At 39.1% G+C, this 14,485-nt stretch carries 15 protein-coding genes; 14 read left to right on the forward strand and 1 reads right to left on the reverse strand.

What is annotated here, in order from left to right; genetic code table 11:
* Window positions 1-65: 65 nt before the first annotated feature.
* The 9 genes from hemW (at window position 66) to deoC (ending at window position 10,179) form a co-directional block, all read left to right on the forward strand.
* Window positions 66-1,205: a radical SAM family heme chaperone HemW gene (gene hemW / locus RCG25_RS07875; RefSeq protein ID WP_308083116.1), complete on the forward strand. Its 1,140-nt coding sequence runs from the start codon at window positions 66-68 to the stop codon at window positions 1,203-1,205.
* A gap of 115 nt (window positions 1,206-1,320) precedes the next feature.
* Entirely contained in the window at window positions 1,321-2,352 is a 1,032-nt protein-coding gene (gene hrcA, locus RCG25_RS07880; RefSeq protein ID WP_308084123.1) for a heat-inducible transcriptional repressor HrcA, read from the forward strand.
* A 103-nt stretch (window positions 2,353-2,455) separates the two neighbouring features.
* A complete protein-coding gene (grpE, locus tag RCG25_RS07885) occupies window positions 2,456-3,046 on the forward strand; it encodes a nucleotide exchange factor GrpE (protein ID WP_308083117.1) in 591 nt (196 codons plus the stop codon).
* A 34-nt stretch (window positions 3,047-3,080) separates the two neighbouring features.
* A complete protein-coding gene (dnaK, locus tag RCG25_RS07890) occupies window positions 3,081-4,907 on the forward strand; it encodes a molecular chaperone DnaK (RefSeq protein ID WP_308083118.1) in 1,827 nt (608 codons plus the stop codon).
* Window positions 4,908-5,052: 145 nt separating this feature from the next.
* On the forward strand, window positions 5,053-6,183 hold the full coding sequence (dnaJ, locus tag RCG25_RS07895) for a molecular chaperone DnaJ (protein WP_308083119.1): 1,131 nt from the start codon (window positions 5,053-5,055) through the stop codon (window positions 6,181-6,183).
* Window positions 6,184-6,201: 18 nt separating this feature from the next.
* A complete protein-coding gene (prmA, locus tag RCG25_RS07900; RefSeq protein ID WP_308083120.1) occupies window positions 6,202-7,143 on the forward strand; it encodes a 50S ribosomal protein L11 methyltransferase in 942 nt (313 codons plus the stop codon).
* A 107-nt stretch (window positions 7,144-7,250) separates the two neighbouring features.
* Entirely contained in the window at window positions 7,251-8,000 is a 750-nt protein-coding gene (locus RCG25_RS07905) for a 16S rRNA (uracil(1498)-N(3))-methyltransferase (RefSeq protein ID WP_308083121.1), read from the forward strand.
* Window positions 8,001-8,007: 7 nt separating this feature from the next.
* Window positions 8,008-9,381, forward strand: coding sequence for a tRNA (N(6)-L-threonylcarbamoyladenosine(37)-C(2))-methylthiotransferase MtaB (gene mtaB, locus RCG25_RS07910; RefSeq protein ID WP_308083122.1), 1,374 nt, complete (start codon window positions 8,008-8,010; stop codon window positions 9,379-9,381).
* A 123-nt stretch (window positions 9,382-9,504) separates the two neighbouring features.
* The gene (deoC, locus tag RCG25_RS07915; RefSeq protein ID WP_308083123.1) at window positions 9,505-10,179 is read left to right on the forward strand and encodes a deoxyribose-phosphate aldolase; all 675 of its coding nucleotides are present in this window, start codon (window positions 9,505-9,507) and stop codon (window positions 10,177-10,179) included.
* A gap of 28 nt (window positions 10,180-10,207) precedes the next feature.
* Here the strand turns inward: deoC and RCG25_RS07920 are convergent, their stop codons facing one another.
* A complete protein-coding gene (locus RCG25_RS07920) occupies window positions 10,208-11,143 on the reverse strand; it encodes a Na/Pi symporter (protein ID WP_308083124.1) in 936 nt (311 codons plus the stop codon).
* Window positions 11,144-11,361: 218 nt separating this feature from the next.
* Between RCG25_RS07920 and rpsU the strand changes: the two genes are divergently transcribed.
* The 5 genes from rpsU (at window position 11,362) to RCG25_RS07945 (ending at window position 14,445) form a co-directional block, all read left to right on the forward strand.
* Entirely contained in the window at window positions 11,362-11,535 is a 174-nt protein-coding gene (gene rpsU / locus RCG25_RS07925) for a 30S ribosomal protein S21 (RefSeq protein ID WP_007087607.1), read from the forward strand.
* A gap of 15 nt (window positions 11,536-11,550) precedes the next feature.
* Window positions 11,551-11,994 carry a GatB/YqeY domain-containing protein gene (locus tag RCG25_RS07930; protein WP_308083126.1) on the forward strand — a complete coding sequence of 148 codons (444 nt, stop codon included), beginning with the start codon at window positions 11,551-11,553 and terminating at the stop codon, window positions 11,992-11,994.
* Between the two features lie 123 nt (window positions 11,995-12,117).
* Entirely contained in the window at window positions 12,118-12,750 is a 633-nt protein-coding gene (locus RCG25_RS07935; RefSeq protein WP_308083127.1) for an NfeD family protein, read from the forward strand.
* Between the two features lie 21 nt (window positions 12,751-12,771).
* Window positions 12,772-13,764, forward strand: a complete 993-nt coding sequence (floA, locus tag RCG25_RS07940) for a flotillin-like protein FloA (protein ID WP_308083128.1) — start codon at window positions 12,772-12,774, stop codon at window positions 13,762-13,764.
* Between the two features lie 222 nt (window positions 13,765-13,986).
* Window positions 13,987-14,445, forward strand: a complete 459-nt coding sequence (locus tag RCG25_RS07945) for a hypothetical protein (RefSeq protein ID WP_308083129.1) — start codon at window positions 13,987-13,989, stop codon at window positions 14,443-14,445.
* Window positions 14,446-14,485 lie beyond the last annotated feature (40 nt).

Genomic DNA, 14,485 nt, shown 5'->3' on the forward strand with positions numbered 1-14,485 from the left:
GTTAGGACATGCCTGTAGCAGGCATTCTAGCCTCTTTTTGTTACTAGCATAAGGAAGTGTTAAAAATGATAAAAGCTGCCTATCTTCATATCCCTTTTTGTGAGCATATTTGTCATTATTGTGATTTTAATAAAGTTTTTCTAAAAGGGCAGCCAGTTGAGGAGTATTTAAAAGCACTTGATCAAGAAATGAAAATTACTCTTGCAAAGTATCCAACCAATCAATTAGACACCATTTTTGTTGGGGGTGGAACACCTACCTCATTAAATGAACAACAGCTTTTTACATTTTGTGAGAGCATAAATAAAAACCTTCCTACAAGTAATGCTGTTGAATTTACTTTTGAAGCAAATCCAGGTGATTTATCCATTGAAAAATTACAAATATTAAAGGATGCTGGGGTAAACAGGATCAGCCTGGGCGTTCAAACCTTCAACGAAGAACTTTTAAAAAAAATCGGTCGTGTCCATAAAGCTAAGGATGTCTATCAAACCATTGAGAGTGCTAAAAGAGTAGGTTTTGAAAATATCAGCATTGACCTAATCTTCAGCCTGCCATCGCAGACAGTCGATGACTTTAAAGAATCATTAACGCAAGCTTTTTCACTCGATATCAATCATTACTCTGCTTATTCATTAATTATTGAACCGAAGACTGTTTTCTATAATCTATTAAAAAAAGGGAAGCTCCCAACCCCTGGGGAGGATATAGAGGCAAAAATGTATGAGGTATTAATGGATGAAATGGAAAAACATGGATTCCATCAATATGAAATAAGTAATTTTTCTAAGCCTGGTTTTGAGAGTAAGCATAATCTGACGTATTGGAATAACGAATATTATTACGGGTTTGGCGCTGGGGCACATAGCTATGTGAATGGGTTTCGACGCTCGAATTCAGGCCCATTAAAAAAATATATGGATCAAGTAAATAGCGGATTGCTTCCAGTTTTGGATGATCATCTAGTTACAAAAGCAGAACAAATGGAAGAAGAAATGTTCCTTGGATTGCGTAAAACAGAAGGAGTTTCCGTTTCTCATTTTATTGAAAAATTCGATCAGGACCCCTTACAGTTATTTAAAAAGGAAATTACTGAATTAATTAGTAAGCAATGGATAGAAGTGAAGAACGATAATATATATTTAACTAAAACGGGTCGTTTTTTAGGAAATGAGGTTTTCCAGGCCTTTTTGGGCGCGGTCTAGTCAATCTGTCACAAATATCGGCTTTCTTTTTAATTGACACCATCCCCCCTTTTTTGATAATTTATTAATATAATTAGCACTCGGTAACTATGAGTGCTAACAGAGGTGATGAATGTTGCTAACAGATCGTCAATTGTTGATTCTTCAGGTTATTGTTGATGACTTTATTCGATCTGCTCAACCAGTCGGCTCAAGAAGCTTGTCGAAAAAAGAGGATATTTCCTTTAGCTCAGCTACGATTCGCAATGAAATGGCCGACCTAGAAGAGTTGGGGTATATTGAAAAAACTCATACCTCCTCAGGAAGAGTTCCGTCTGAAAAAGGTTATCGGTATTATGTCGATCATTTACTCTCACCGCAGGCATTAAATCAGCAGGATGTTTCCATTATTCAATCGATTTTTGCCGAAAAAATTTATGAGTTTGAGAAAATTATTCAAAGGTCTGCAAAAATCCTTTCTGAATTAACCAATTACACATCGATTGTGCTTGGACCGGCTGCTAGTATCAATAAGCTGAAAAGAATTCAGATTATTCCTTTGAATAAGGAAACAGCGGTAGCCATCTTTGTTACAGATACAGGTCATGTTGAAAACAGAACCTTTTCCTTACCTGCCTCTATTGATGTGAGTGATCTGGAAAAAACAGTAAATATTCTGAATGACCGTCTTGCTGGTGTTCCGCTAGAAGATTTGAACGACAAAATTTACAAAGAAGTTGCCATGCTGCTTAGACAGCATATTCATAATTATGATTTGATGCTGCATACAGTAGCAGATTCACTAAAAATGCCAGTCACTGAAAAACTTTTCTTTGGTGGAAAAACAAATATGTTAAGCCAGCCTGAGTTTCATGATATAAGTAAAATCCGTACATTACTAACCATGATTGACCAAGAAGAGTGGATTTACAATTTGATTCGAAAAGATTCAGCTGGGATTCATGTCAAAATAGGAACAGAAAATAATATCAGTGCTATGGATAATTGTAGTTTGATTACTGCTACTTATTCTGTTGGAGTTGAAAAGTTAGGTACGATTGCCATTCTTGGTCCAACCCGAATGGAATATTCACGTGTCATTGGCCTGCTCCAATTGTTAAGTAACGACTTGACGGCGGTTTTGACAAGATTGTATCAAACCAAGTAGCACTGGCAATATTGAGTAAGGGTGAAATTCCTTATGTTTCACCCCTTTTCTATGAGAAATAATTTGACTATAAATAGTAGATGCTTTAAGGGAGGTGAGTAAGTTGACAAATGAAAAAACCAATTCATTGAATGAAGAAGTAGAAATCGAGAGTGCTGACCAAGTTGAACTTACCGAGGAACAAGCGGTTTTAAATGAAGAGCAAATTTCAGATGAAACGTCTGTAGACCCTGGTGAGGAGTATGTAAAACAAATCCAAGTGCTTAAGGATAAGTTAGAGGAAGCAGATAATCGTTATTTACGTCTTCAAGCCGATTTTGATAATTTCCGTCGTCGCACTAGATTAGATTTAGAAGCGAGTGAAAAATATAGAGCACAAAAACTTATTACTGATTTACTACCTGCATTAGACAACTTTGAAAGAGCAATGCAGGTTGAGGCAGACAATGAACAAACAAAAGCATTACTTCAAGGGATGGATATGGTATACCGAAGTTTGGTGGATGCCTTGAAAAAGGAAGGTGTGGAACCAATCGAAGCGGTTGGTAAAGAATTTGACCCGCATCAACACCAAGCAGTAATGCAAGGGGAAGATGAAAACTTTGGTTCTAACATTGTTACTGATGAATTTCAAAAAGGTTATTTACTAAAGGATCGAGTGATTCGACCATCCATGGTAAAAGTAAATCAATAAAGACTACATATTATTTTTTTAGGAGGAAAAGGCAATGAGTAAAATTATTGGTATCGACCTTGGAACAACAAACTCTTGTGTGTCTGTACTTGAAGGCGGAGAGCCAAAAGTTATTCCAAATCCAGAAGGTAATCGCACAACTCCATCTGTTATTGCGTTCAAAAATGGCGAGCGTCAGGTTGGGGAAGTAGCAAAGCGTCAAGCCATCACAAACCCAAATACGATCATGTCCATTAAACGTCATATGGGTACGAACTATAAAGTTGGAATTGAAGGCAAGGATTATACGCCACAAGAACTTTCGGCTATCATTCTTCAATATTTAAAATCTTATGCTGAAGATTATCTTGGCGAACCTGTGACAAAGGCTGTTATTACAGTACCAGCTTACTTTAACGATGCAGAGCGTCAAGCAACAAAGGATGCTGGAAAAATTGCTGGTTTAGAAGTAGAGCGTATTATCAATGAGCCTACAGCAGCTGCACTTGCCTATGGTTTGGATAAGACAGACCAAGATCAAACTATTTTAGTTTATGACCTTGGCGGCGGTACATTTGACGTTTCTATCCTTGAATTAGGTGACGGTGTTTTCGAAGTAAAATCAACTGCTGGTGATAATCGTCTTGGTGGAGATGATTTTGACCAAGTCATTATTGATTACCTTGTTGACCAGTTCAAAAAAGAGAATGGCATTGACCTTTCACAAGATAAAATGGCTTTACAGCGTTTAAAAGATGCGGCTGAAAAAGCGAAAAAAGATCTTTCTGGTGTAACATCCACACAAATTTCTTTACCGTTTATCACAGCCGGCGCTGCTGGTCCACTTCACCTTGAAGTGACTATGTCAAGAGCGAAATTTGATGAATTATCCGCTCCTCTTGTTGAACGGACAATGGGTCCAACTCGTCAAGCGTTAAGCGATGCAGGATTAACTGCTTCACAAATTGATAAGGTAATTCTTGTTGGTGGATCAACTCGTATTCCAGCTGTCCAAGAAGCGATTAAAAAGGCTACAGGACAAGAACCTCATCGTGGAGTGAATCCAGATGAAGTAGTAGCGATGGGTGCTGCTATTCAAGGTGGAGTCATTACGGGTGATGTAAAAGACGTAGTATTACTTGACGTAACTCCTCTTTCACTAGGTATTGAAACAATGGGTGGTGTATTCACTAAGTTAATCGATCGTAATACAACGATTCCAACATCTAAATCACAAGTATTCTCGACTGCTGCGGATAACCAAACAGCTGTTGATATCCATGTCCTTCAAGGGGAACGCCCAATGGCAGCAAACAACAAAACGCTTGGCCGTTTCCAGTTATCGGATATCCCACCAGCACCACGTGGCATTCCACAAATCGAGGTTACTTTCGATATTGATAAAAACGGTATTGTAAATGTTCGTGCGAAGGATCTTGGCACAAATAAGGAACAACAAATTACGATTAAATCATCTACAGGACTTTCTGACGAAGAAATCCAAAAAATGGTTAGAGAAGCAGAAGAAAACGCAGAAGCAGATAAGCAGCGTAAAGAAGAAGTGGAGCTTCGTAATGAAGCAGATCAGTTAGTATTCCAAACTGAAAAAACAGTTAAAGATCTTGAAGGTAAGGTAGACGCTGCTGAAGTTGCCAAAGCAAACGAAGCTAAGGATGAACTAAAGCAAGCGATTGAGAAAAACGATCTTAATGAAATTCGTTCGAAGAAGGATGCACTTCAAGAAATCGTTCAAGCTTTAACAGTTAAGCTTTATGAACAAGCGGCACAAGCTCAACAACAGGCAGGCCAAGAAGCAGGTAATGCTGGGGGCAAAGACGATGTAGTTGATGCGGAATTCGAAGAAGTAAAAGATGACAAATAAGTTGTTGGCTAACTAACAAGAGAAAAGTCAAAGTCAGTCTATGGGCTTTGGCTTTTTCTCTGTAATAAACATAAGTATTTTATTGCAATCTTCATCTTATGGGTGATAGAATAATCTTTATGTGAAAGATTCGGGAGTGGTAATCATGAGTAAACGAGATTACTATGAAGTGCTTGGTGTCAGTAAGAGTGCTTCAAAGGATGAGATAAAAAAAGCGTATCGTAAGCTCTCTAAACAATATCATCCTGATATTAATAAAGAGCCTGATGCGGCAGATAAGTTTAAGGAAATTGCGGAAGCATATGAAGTATTAAGCGATGATCAAAAAAAGGCGCATTATGATCAATTCGGTCATACCGATCCGAATCAAGGATTCGGAGGCGGCGCTGATTTTGGTGGCGGCTTTGGTGGGTTTGAGGATATTTTTAATACTTTCTTCGGAGGTGGCGGCGGCTCAAGAAGACGTGACCCGAATGCACCTAGACAAGGTGCTGACCTCCAGTATACAATGACAGTTTCTTTTGAAGAAGCAGCATTTGGAAAAGAAACCGATATTGAAATTCCTCGGGAAGAAACATGCGAAACATGTAGTGGTTCAGGTGCTAAACCAGGTACTAATCCTGAAACATGTAATCACTGCCATGGATCAGGTCAATTAAATGTGGAACAAAACACTCCATTTGGCAGGATTGTGAATCGCCGTACATGTCATTATTGTAATGGTACCGGAAAAGAAATCAAACACAAATGTTCAACCTGCGGTGGTGCTGGTAAGGTAAAGAAACGTAAGAAAATTCACGTCAAAATTCCTGCTGGTATTGATGATGGTCAGCAACTCCGAGTATCTGGCCAAGGGGAAGCGGGAATGAATGGAGGACCAGCTGGAGATCTTTATGTAGTATTCCATGTCCGTCCACATGAGTTTTTTGAAAGAGATGGCGACGATATTTACTGTGAAATGCCAATCACCTTTGTTCAGGCATCTCTAGGAGATGAGATTGAAGTACCTACTCTTCACGGGAAAGTTAAACTGAAGGTTCCAGCTGGTACACAAACAGGTAAAAAATTCCGTCTTAAGGGTAAGGGTGTTCCAAATGTCCGTGGCTATGGTGTAGGTGATCAGTACATTATCGTGCGAATCATCACCCCAACTAAGCTATCAGACAAACAAAAGCAACTTCTTAAAGAATTTGCAGAACTTAGCGGTAATTCACCAATTGGTGAACACGAAGAAAGCTTCTTCTCAAAAGTAAAACGTGCATTTAAAAGCGAGTAAGGATTGGAGTTGGTAGATGTGAAATGGTCTGAAATCAGTATTCACACAACAAATGAGGCGATTGAACCTATTTCTCATATTTTGCATGAAGCTGGGGCGAGCGGTGTAGTCATTGAGGATCCATTTGAGTTGACGAAAGAAAGGGAAGATCAATTCGGAGAAATCTACCAACTAAATCCCGATGATTACCCTGAGGAAGGGGTAATTGTCAAAGCTTATTTACCCGTTAACAGCTTCCTTGGTGAAACCGTTGATGCCATAAAAGAATCAATCAATAACTTAATTATTTATAATATTGATATCGGCTTAAACAAAGTAACTATTAGTGAAGTGAATGAAGAAGAATGGGCAACAGCTTGGAAGAAGTATTATAACCCTGTAAAAATATCTGAAAAGTTTACGATCGTTCCTACATGGGAGGAATATACTCCAGTCAGTAGTGATGAACTAATTATTGAATTGGATCCAGGAATGGCCTTTGGTACAGGAACACATCCAACGACCGTAATGTGTATTCAAGCAATAGAACGAACTGTTAAGCCTGGGGACCGAGTAATTGATGTAGGGACAGGATCTGGTGTATTGAGCATAGCAGCAGCCATGCTTGGTGCAGAAGATGTTAGGGCCTTCGATCTAGATGAAGTAGCAGTTACGCAGGCAAGGCTTAATATTAAGCTTAATAAAGTGCACCCTTTAGTTACGATTTCCCAAAATAACCTGCTGGACAATGTTGAGGAAGATTCAGCAGATGTTATTGTTGCCAATATTTTAGCTGAAGTTATTTTGCGGTTTACTGATGACGCAGCCCGTGTGATTAAGCCGGGTGGTGCATTTATTACATCAGGCATTATCAAGCAGAAAAAAGACCAAGTAAAAGAAGCATTAGTGAACTCAGGATTTGAAATTTTAGAAACAATCTTAATGGAAGACTGGGTTGCGATTATTGCAAAGAGGGTATAATGATGAAAAAAAGGGGTGTTTGTTCCCCTTTTTTTTATTTCTGCCTTTTAAATTAATCGCTTCTTTAGTAAAATAAAGAGTAAAATGTTTTAGAGAGGGTGCATTGTGTGCAACGTTACTTTGTTAAACAACGAGCAAATGATGATCGTTTTTTAATTGATGAGGAAGACCGTCATCATATCGTAAAGGTTATGCGCATGCAAATAGACGATCAAATTATATGTGTTGATCCTGAAGGGAAACAGGCTGTTTGCAGGCTTGCAGAAATTACCGATGAAAGAGTCGTTGCAGACGTTGTACAATGGAAAGAAGAGTCTCCTGAACTACCGATAACAATTACGATTGCTAGCGGCCTGCCCAAGGGGGACAAGCTTGAATGGATTATTCAAAAAGGTACTGAATTAGGAGCACATCAGTTCCTCCCCTTTTCTGCTGCTCGTTCAGTAGTGAAGTGGGATGAAAAAAAAGCAGCGAAAAAAATAGATAGATGGCAGAAAATTGCCAAAGAAGCTGCAGAACAATCCCATCGTGCGGTAATGCCAAAAATTATTAGCCCGATGACATTTAAAGCTTTATTGGGAAAAAGTAAGGAATACCAATATAAATTAGCTGCCTTTGAAGAAGAAAGTAGAAAAGGGGAGGCGTCTGTTTTTGCTTCTACTTTGAAGCAAATGAAACAAGGGGAGTCCCTTCTTATCGTTTTTGGACCAGAAGGCGGTTTAGCAGATGAAGAGGTAAATTTATTACAGGAACATGGGTTTAAACTTTGCGGGTTAGGCCCACGTATTTTACGAACGGAAACAGCTCCACTGTATACACTGGCGGCTATTTCCTATCATTTTGAATTATTGAGGTGAGGTTCCAATGGCAACAGTCGCGTTTCATACACTTGGATGTAAAGTGAACCATTATGAAACTGAAGCAATTTGGCAGTTGTTTAAACAAAAAGGATACGAGAGAGTGGAATTTGAATCCATCTCCGACGTATATATTATTAATACATGTACAGTAACCAATACAGGCGATAAAAAAAGCCGTCAAGTGATTCGTCGTGCTGTAAGAAAGAATCCTGATGCGGTTATTTGTGTAACAGGTTGTTATGCTCAAACATCGCCTGCAGAAATCATGGCTATTCCAGGTGTTGACATTGTTGTAGGTACACAAGACCGTGTGAAAATGCTTGAATATATTGAGCAATATAAAGCAGAACGACAACCTATTAATGGTGTCGGGAATATTATGAAGAATCGTGTGTATGAAGAGCTAGATGTTCCTTCTTTTACTGATCGAACACGCGCATCATTAAAGATTCAAGAAGGTTGTAATAATTTCTGTACCTTCTGTATTATTCCTTGGGCAAGAGGGTTGATGAGATCACGGGATCCAAAAGAAGTCATTCGTCAAGCGCAGCAGCTTGTGGATGCTGGGTATAAAGAAATCGTGTTAACAGGTATTCATACTGGCGGTTACGGAGAAGACATGAAGGATTATAACCTTGCTATGCTGCTCCATGATTTAGAGGCTCAAGTTAAAGGGATTGAGCGTCTTCGTATCTCTTCAATCGAAGCGAGTCAGATTACGGATGAAGTGATTGAAGTCATTAAACATTCAAATATTGTCGTCCGTCATTTACACATTCCATTGCAATCCGGTTCTAATTCTGTCTTAAAAAGAATGCGACGTAAATATACGATGGAATTTTTTGGAGAAAGACTGGAGCGACTTAAAGAAGTTCTTCCAGGGCTTGCTGTTACTTCAGATGTAATTGTTGGATTCCCTGGAGAAACAGAAGAAGAATTTATGGAAACATTTAATTTTATTAAAGATCATAAATTCTCAGAATTACACGTATTCCCTTATTCTAAACGTACAGGAACACCAGCTGCACGTATGGAAGACCAAGTAGATGAAGAAGTGAAGAATGCGCGGGTTCACCGTTTGATTTCTCTTTCTGACCAGCTGGCTAAGGAATATGCTTCTCAATTTGAGAACGAAGTATTAGAGGTCATTCCAGAAGAGGAATACAACGAAGAAGGAATGACAGGTATGTTTGTTGGTTATACCGATAATTACTTAAAAGTAGTATTCACTGCTACTGAAGATATGGTTGGTAAAATTGTAAAAGTAAAACTTACTAAAGCGGGTTACCCGTACAATGAGGGACAATTTGTTCGAGTAATTGAAGATACGGCATTCGTGAAAGAAGAAGTTTTTACTAAAGAAGAAGCTGCTATTTAAGGACCCATTTGGGTTCTTTTTTTAATTTAAGTAGGGCATACTACCTTTAGCAGCAAAAAATTTCTTTCTGAACCAAGTAAGAGTGTTTTCATTTCGAAGTGAAATCGGAGGGAATAAAAGCATATGGCTACGACGAATGTTGCTGCAATGATAGATCACACTTTGCTAAAACCAGAAGCGACGAAAGAACAAATAGAGACATTGTGCCAAGAGGCGATAGAAAATAAATTCTTTTCGGTATGTGTGAATCCAGTGTGGGTTCGAACCTCAAAGGAATTAGTAAAAAACAGTGAAGTAAAAGTCTGTACTGTTATTGGATTTCCATTAGGGGCATCAACATCAGAAACCAAGGCATTTGAAACCAAAAATGCGATAGAAAATGGTGCAGATGAAGTTGATATGGTAATTAATATCGGAGCACTTAAGGACCAAAACGATACCTTGGTAGAAAATGATATCAGGGCCGTTGTCGAAGCAGCAAAAGGCAAAGCACTTACTAAAGTGATTATTGAAACAAGTCTCCTAACGAAGGAAGAAAAAATTCGCGCCTGTGAGTTATCAGTTAAAGCGGGGGCAAATTATGTTAAAACCTCTACAGGATTTTCAACGGGTGGTGCCACGTTTGATGACATTGCCCTTATGAGAAAAACGGTAGGGCCTACGATTGGAGTCAAGGCATCCGGTGGTGTAAGAAGCACAGAGGATGCACAAAAAATGATTGAAGCAGGCGCAACAAGAATCGGTGCAAGTTCAAGTGTGGATATAATAAAAGGACTCACGGTAACCTCAGGATACTAGAAAAGACGGCCTACTTGCCGTCTTTTCTTTATATTTTTTTAGGCGGACTGTCATGAAAAAATAAAATCATTTTCCCAAACTTCTCTGCAAAAGGTAAGACGAGTAACGAGGTGGCAATATTAAAAATTACACTTATATGTGCTAACTGAACCTCGATGCGACTTGCCAGCAGGTTTGCATGCTCATTAAGCATAGGAATCAGCGGAATAAACAACAAGACCCCGAAGACATTTAACCAAACATGTGCAAATGCTGCCAATCGGGATTCTTTACCACCACCTATAGAAGCAATCACCGCTGTAATACAGGTACCAATATTAGCACCAAGCACAATCGCGATTCCAGCATCAAGCTGTAATAAACCAGCTGTTAAAAAGCCCATGGCAATCCCAGTCATAGCTGTACTTGATTGGATAATAGCTGTGATGATGGTCCCTGTTAATAAACTTAAAAAGATACGATCATTAATAGATAAGATAAAGTTATGAATGATGTTCATGGACGTTAATGGCTGTGCTAGTAGTTCAAAGCCCTTCATGGCTGTAAACACAGAAGCAATTCCAAAAAGAAGCATCCCTATACTACGAGCCTTTTTATTTTTAAATAATATTAGGAATGCTCCACTTACTGCTAGTGGTACCAAAGCCGCATCAATATTAAAGGTAATAAGTTCTGTCTTAAAGGTAGTCCCAATATTTGTTCCAAGAATAATTCCGATCGATTGAGGAAAGGTCATAATTCTTGCAGAAATCAATCCAATGGTAATAACCATTACCGCAGAGCTACTCTGTAAAAGGGCCGTGATAAAAGTTCCTGTCAGCATTCCTTTTAGTGGTGTACTTGTTAGTTTGATTAGCCACGTTTTTAATTTATTTGCTGATAAATTGAATAAGCCAAATCGTATAATTGTCATTCCGAAAATAAATATTAAGATACAAAGAATAAATAAAAATATGTAAAGCATGTCTTATGCCCCCTTCCCCTTCATTCTATGGTCATAGGGAGAGGGACATGCCACTTTTCATGGGAAATAGAGACAAGTATTAGCAATAATTCTATAAATTTTAAAAAGCATGTTTTATCCTAGCGAAATTCAGTTGACCTTGTTTCAAGGTTATATTATAATTGCAAGGTACATGGATTGAATGTAAGTGTGTTGTGTTTCGGAGGGAGGGAAAGAGAATGTCTAAAACCGTCGTTCGTAAAAACGAATCGCTTGAAGATGCTCTTCGTCGCTTCAAACGTACAGTATCAAAAACTGGTACTTTGCAAGAGGCAAGAAAGCGCGAATTTTATGAAAAGCCAAGTGTTAAACGTAAGAAAAAGTCTGAAGCAGCTAGAAAACGTAAGTTTTAAGAGAGGGTGTATTATATGAGTCTTCTCGAGCGTTTAAATAATGATATGAAACAAGCGATGAAAAACAAGGAAAAAGACAAACTCTCAGTCATTCGGATGGTTAAAGCTTCGTTGCAAAATGAAGCTATTAAGCTTGGAACAGAGCTTCCCGAAGATGCAGAGTTAACGGTCCTTTCTCGCGAAGTAAAACAACGCAAAGACTCCCTCCATGAATTTGATAAGGCTGGTCGTGAAGATCTAGTTGAGAAATTGCGTACAGAGTTGGCGATTGTCGAACTGTATTTACCGAAACAGCTTTCAGAAGAAGAGCTGTCTGAGATTGTAACAGAAACAATTTCAGAAGTCGGTGCAAAATCAAAAGCGGAAATGGGAAAAGTGATGGCTGCTATCATGCCTAAAGTTAAAGGTAAAGCAGACGGATCGCTTGTAAATAAACTTGTACAACAACACCTTTCATAGTATTCTGACACAAAGATCGATGGCTTTCAGCTATCGGTCTTTTTACATATATTTTTATGAAACTTTTTACATGTTAAAACGTATTAAGTAGAGTCAGGATGAAAGGGAGAGAGGAGGATATGAATGATTGCATTTCTAACTGACCCGATTGTTGTAACGGTTCTGTTAACGATTGCTGGAGTTGGAATCGTCTTAGAGCTATTTTCACAGAAATTTGGTATCGCTGGTTTCATTGGGGTAGCTGCACTATTGCTATTCTTTTATGGGCATTTTCAAGCAGGGCTGGCTGGATACGGGACATTAACCCTATTTGTAGCAGGAATCCTTCTTATCTTCTTAGAGTTTTTTTTACCGGGAGCGGTTTCTGGTACCCTTGGCGTCGCTGCGTTAATTTTAAGCCTTTTTTTAGCTGGAGAAGATGCCCTCCAAATAGGAGTCTCTATTTTAATTGCCTTGTTTGTTTCTATTAGCGTTTTCTTTATTATGATAAAGGTACTTAATAAAAAGCTTGTTCTCTTTAATAAAATGGTTTTGTTTGAGACAGCGAGGAAAGAAGATGGGTATGTATCTAATGTGAACCGTACAGACCTGTTAGGAATAGAGGGTAAAGCATTGACCATTCTCAGGCCAGCAGGGACGGTTATCATTAATAACGAAAGAATAGATGTGGTAAGTGAAGGCGGTTTCATCGAGCAGAATGCAAAGGTAATAGTCATTAAGGTAGAAGGAGCCCGAATTGTTGTAAGAGAAGTATAAAATATGAAGGGGGTATTTAGCATGGTTGTAGGTAGTGGAACAATTTTTATTATTGCTGTTGTCATTATTGCACTTATCTTTTTAGGGATATTATTATCATTTGTCCCTGTTATGCTGTGGATATCAGCACTGGCTGCCGGTGTTCGAATCAGTATTTTTACATTAGTTGGAATGAGGCTAAGAAGGGTAACCCCGAGCAGGGTCGTTAACCCACTTATAAAAGCACATAAAGCAGGCCTGAATGTTTCAACTAATCAACTAGAAAGTCATTACCTAGCTGGTGGAAATGTGGATCGGGTCGTAAATGCTCTTATAGCTGCCCACAGGGCAAATATAGAATTATCATTTGAGCGTTGTGCAGCAATTGATCTTGCAGGTCGTGATGTGCTAGAGGCCGTGCAAATGAGCGTTAACCCGAAAGTCATTGAAACACCATTTATTGCGGGTGTTGCAATGAATGGTATTGAGGTTAAAGCGAAGGCAAGAATTACTGTTCGTGCCAATATTGAGCGTCTAGTCGGTGGGGCAGGGGAAGAAACCGTCGTTGCTCGTGTTGGTGAAGGGGTGGTCTCTACAATTGGTTCATCAGATAGTCACAGTAAGGTACTTGAGAACCCTGACCTTATTTCACAAACGGTCCTTTCCAAAGGACTTGATGCAGGTACAGCGTTTGAAATCTTATCGATCGATATTGCTGACGTTGATATCGGTAAGAATATAGGTGCTGAACTTCAAACAGAACAGGCAGAAGCGGATAAGAAAATTGCCCAAGCGAAAGCAGAAGAACGCCGAGCGATGGCAGTAGCTCTAGAACAAGAAATGAAAGCCAAGGTTCAGGAAATGAGAGCCAAAGTAGTGGAAGCAGAAGCAGAAGTCCCGCTTGCAATGGCAGAAGCACTTAAGTCTGGTAATATCGGTGTGATGGATTATATGAACATTAAAAATATTTCTGCTGATACAGATATGAGAGGATCCATCGGAAAAATAACAGGTGAGAAAAAAGACGACCAATAACCCACTTTAATTAGGCTGTGTTAAAGAGAAGTGTTGATTTTCACACCCTGTTGATTGGAGAGGAAGGCACGAAGACTCCTGTGGGAGTATGGTTCAGGGGAGACCCCGCAGGCGCATGCGCCGAGGAGGCTCGCCGAAACACCCACGGAAAGCGCAGTGCCTGGAGCGGAAATCAACAGGCTAGTTTAACAGAGCCTTTAATTAAAAAAAGGAGGGTAGGATTTGGAAACGATACTATTCTTAATCATTGCCGGCGTGATCTCAACAATCTTTGGTAAAACAAAAAGCACCCAAGGAAAGTCACGAAATAAGCCTTTTTCCGTAGGTAACATGAAAGATATTCGAACGCTTTTTGATGAATATACCAATGAAAAACCAAGAGAAACCTTCTCCGCTGAAACGAAGACTCATACAGAAGTGCCGCAAAACGTAATAAAAGATCTTGAAAATGAATATGTTCAAGTGAGGCAAGAGTCAGAAGCTAGTCGTACTAGAATGGCAGTAACTCGGCAACAGGCTGAACGAGTGATAGCCCCTACTACGAAAGTTAACCATGAGGAAACGACTATACCTGTTGCGTTAGAAAACCCAGATGCTAATACGATTGTTAATGGAATCATTTGGTCGGAAATTCTTGGCGAACCGCGCGCAAAAAGACCTTATTTTTCAAAAAGAAGATAATTGGATCAGATTAAAGCAACATATGAATCTAAATAGAAAA

Origin of the sequence: Neobacillus sp. PS2-9 (genome assembly GCF_030915525.1) — a bacterium.
Classification (GTDB): domain Bacteria; phylum Bacillota; class Bacilli; order Bacillales; family Cytobacillaceae; genus Neobacillus.

What these genes read in the sequence shown, in the direction of transcription:
- hemW (WP_308083116.1), top strand. Translation starts at nt 66, where the DNA reads ATGATAAAAGCTGCCTATCTTCATATCCCTTTTTGTGAGCATATTTGT.
- dnaK (WP_308083118.1), top strand. Translation starts at nt 3,081, where the DNA reads ATGAGTAAAATTATTGGTATCGACCTTGGAACAACAAACTCTTGTGTG.
- dnaJ (WP_308083119.1), top strand. Translation starts at nt 5,053, where the DNA reads ATGAGTAAACGAGATTACTATGAAGTGCTTGGTGTCAGTAAGAGTGCT.
- mtaB (WP_308083122.1), top strand. Translation starts at nt 8,008, where the DNA reads ATGGCAACAGTCGCGTTTCATACACTTGGATGTAAAGTGAACCATTAT.
- deoC (WP_308083123.1), top strand. Translation starts at nt 9,505, where the DNA reads ATGGCTACGACGAATGTTGCTGCAATGATAGATCACACTTTGCTAAAA.
- RCG25_RS07920 (WP_308083124.1), bottom strand. Translation starts at nt 11,143, where the DNA reads ATGCTTTACATATTTTTATTTATTCTTTGTATCTTAATATTTATTTTC.
- rpsU (WP_007087607.1), top strand. Translation starts at nt 11,362, where the DNA reads ATGTCTAAAACCGTCGTTCGTAAAAACGAATCGCTTGAAGATGCTCTT.
- RCG25_RS07930 (WP_308083126.1), top strand. Translation starts at nt 11,551, where the DNA reads ATGAGTCTTCTCGAGCGTTTAAATAATGATATGAAACAAGCGATGAAA.
- RCG25_RS07935 (WP_308083127.1), top strand. Translation starts at nt 12,118, where the DNA reads ATGATTGCATTTCTAACTGACCCGATTGTTGTAACGGTTCTGTTAACG.
- floA (WP_308083128.1), top strand. Translation starts at nt 12,772, where the DNA reads ATGGTTGTAGGTAGTGGAACAATTTTTATTATTGCTGTTGTCATTATT.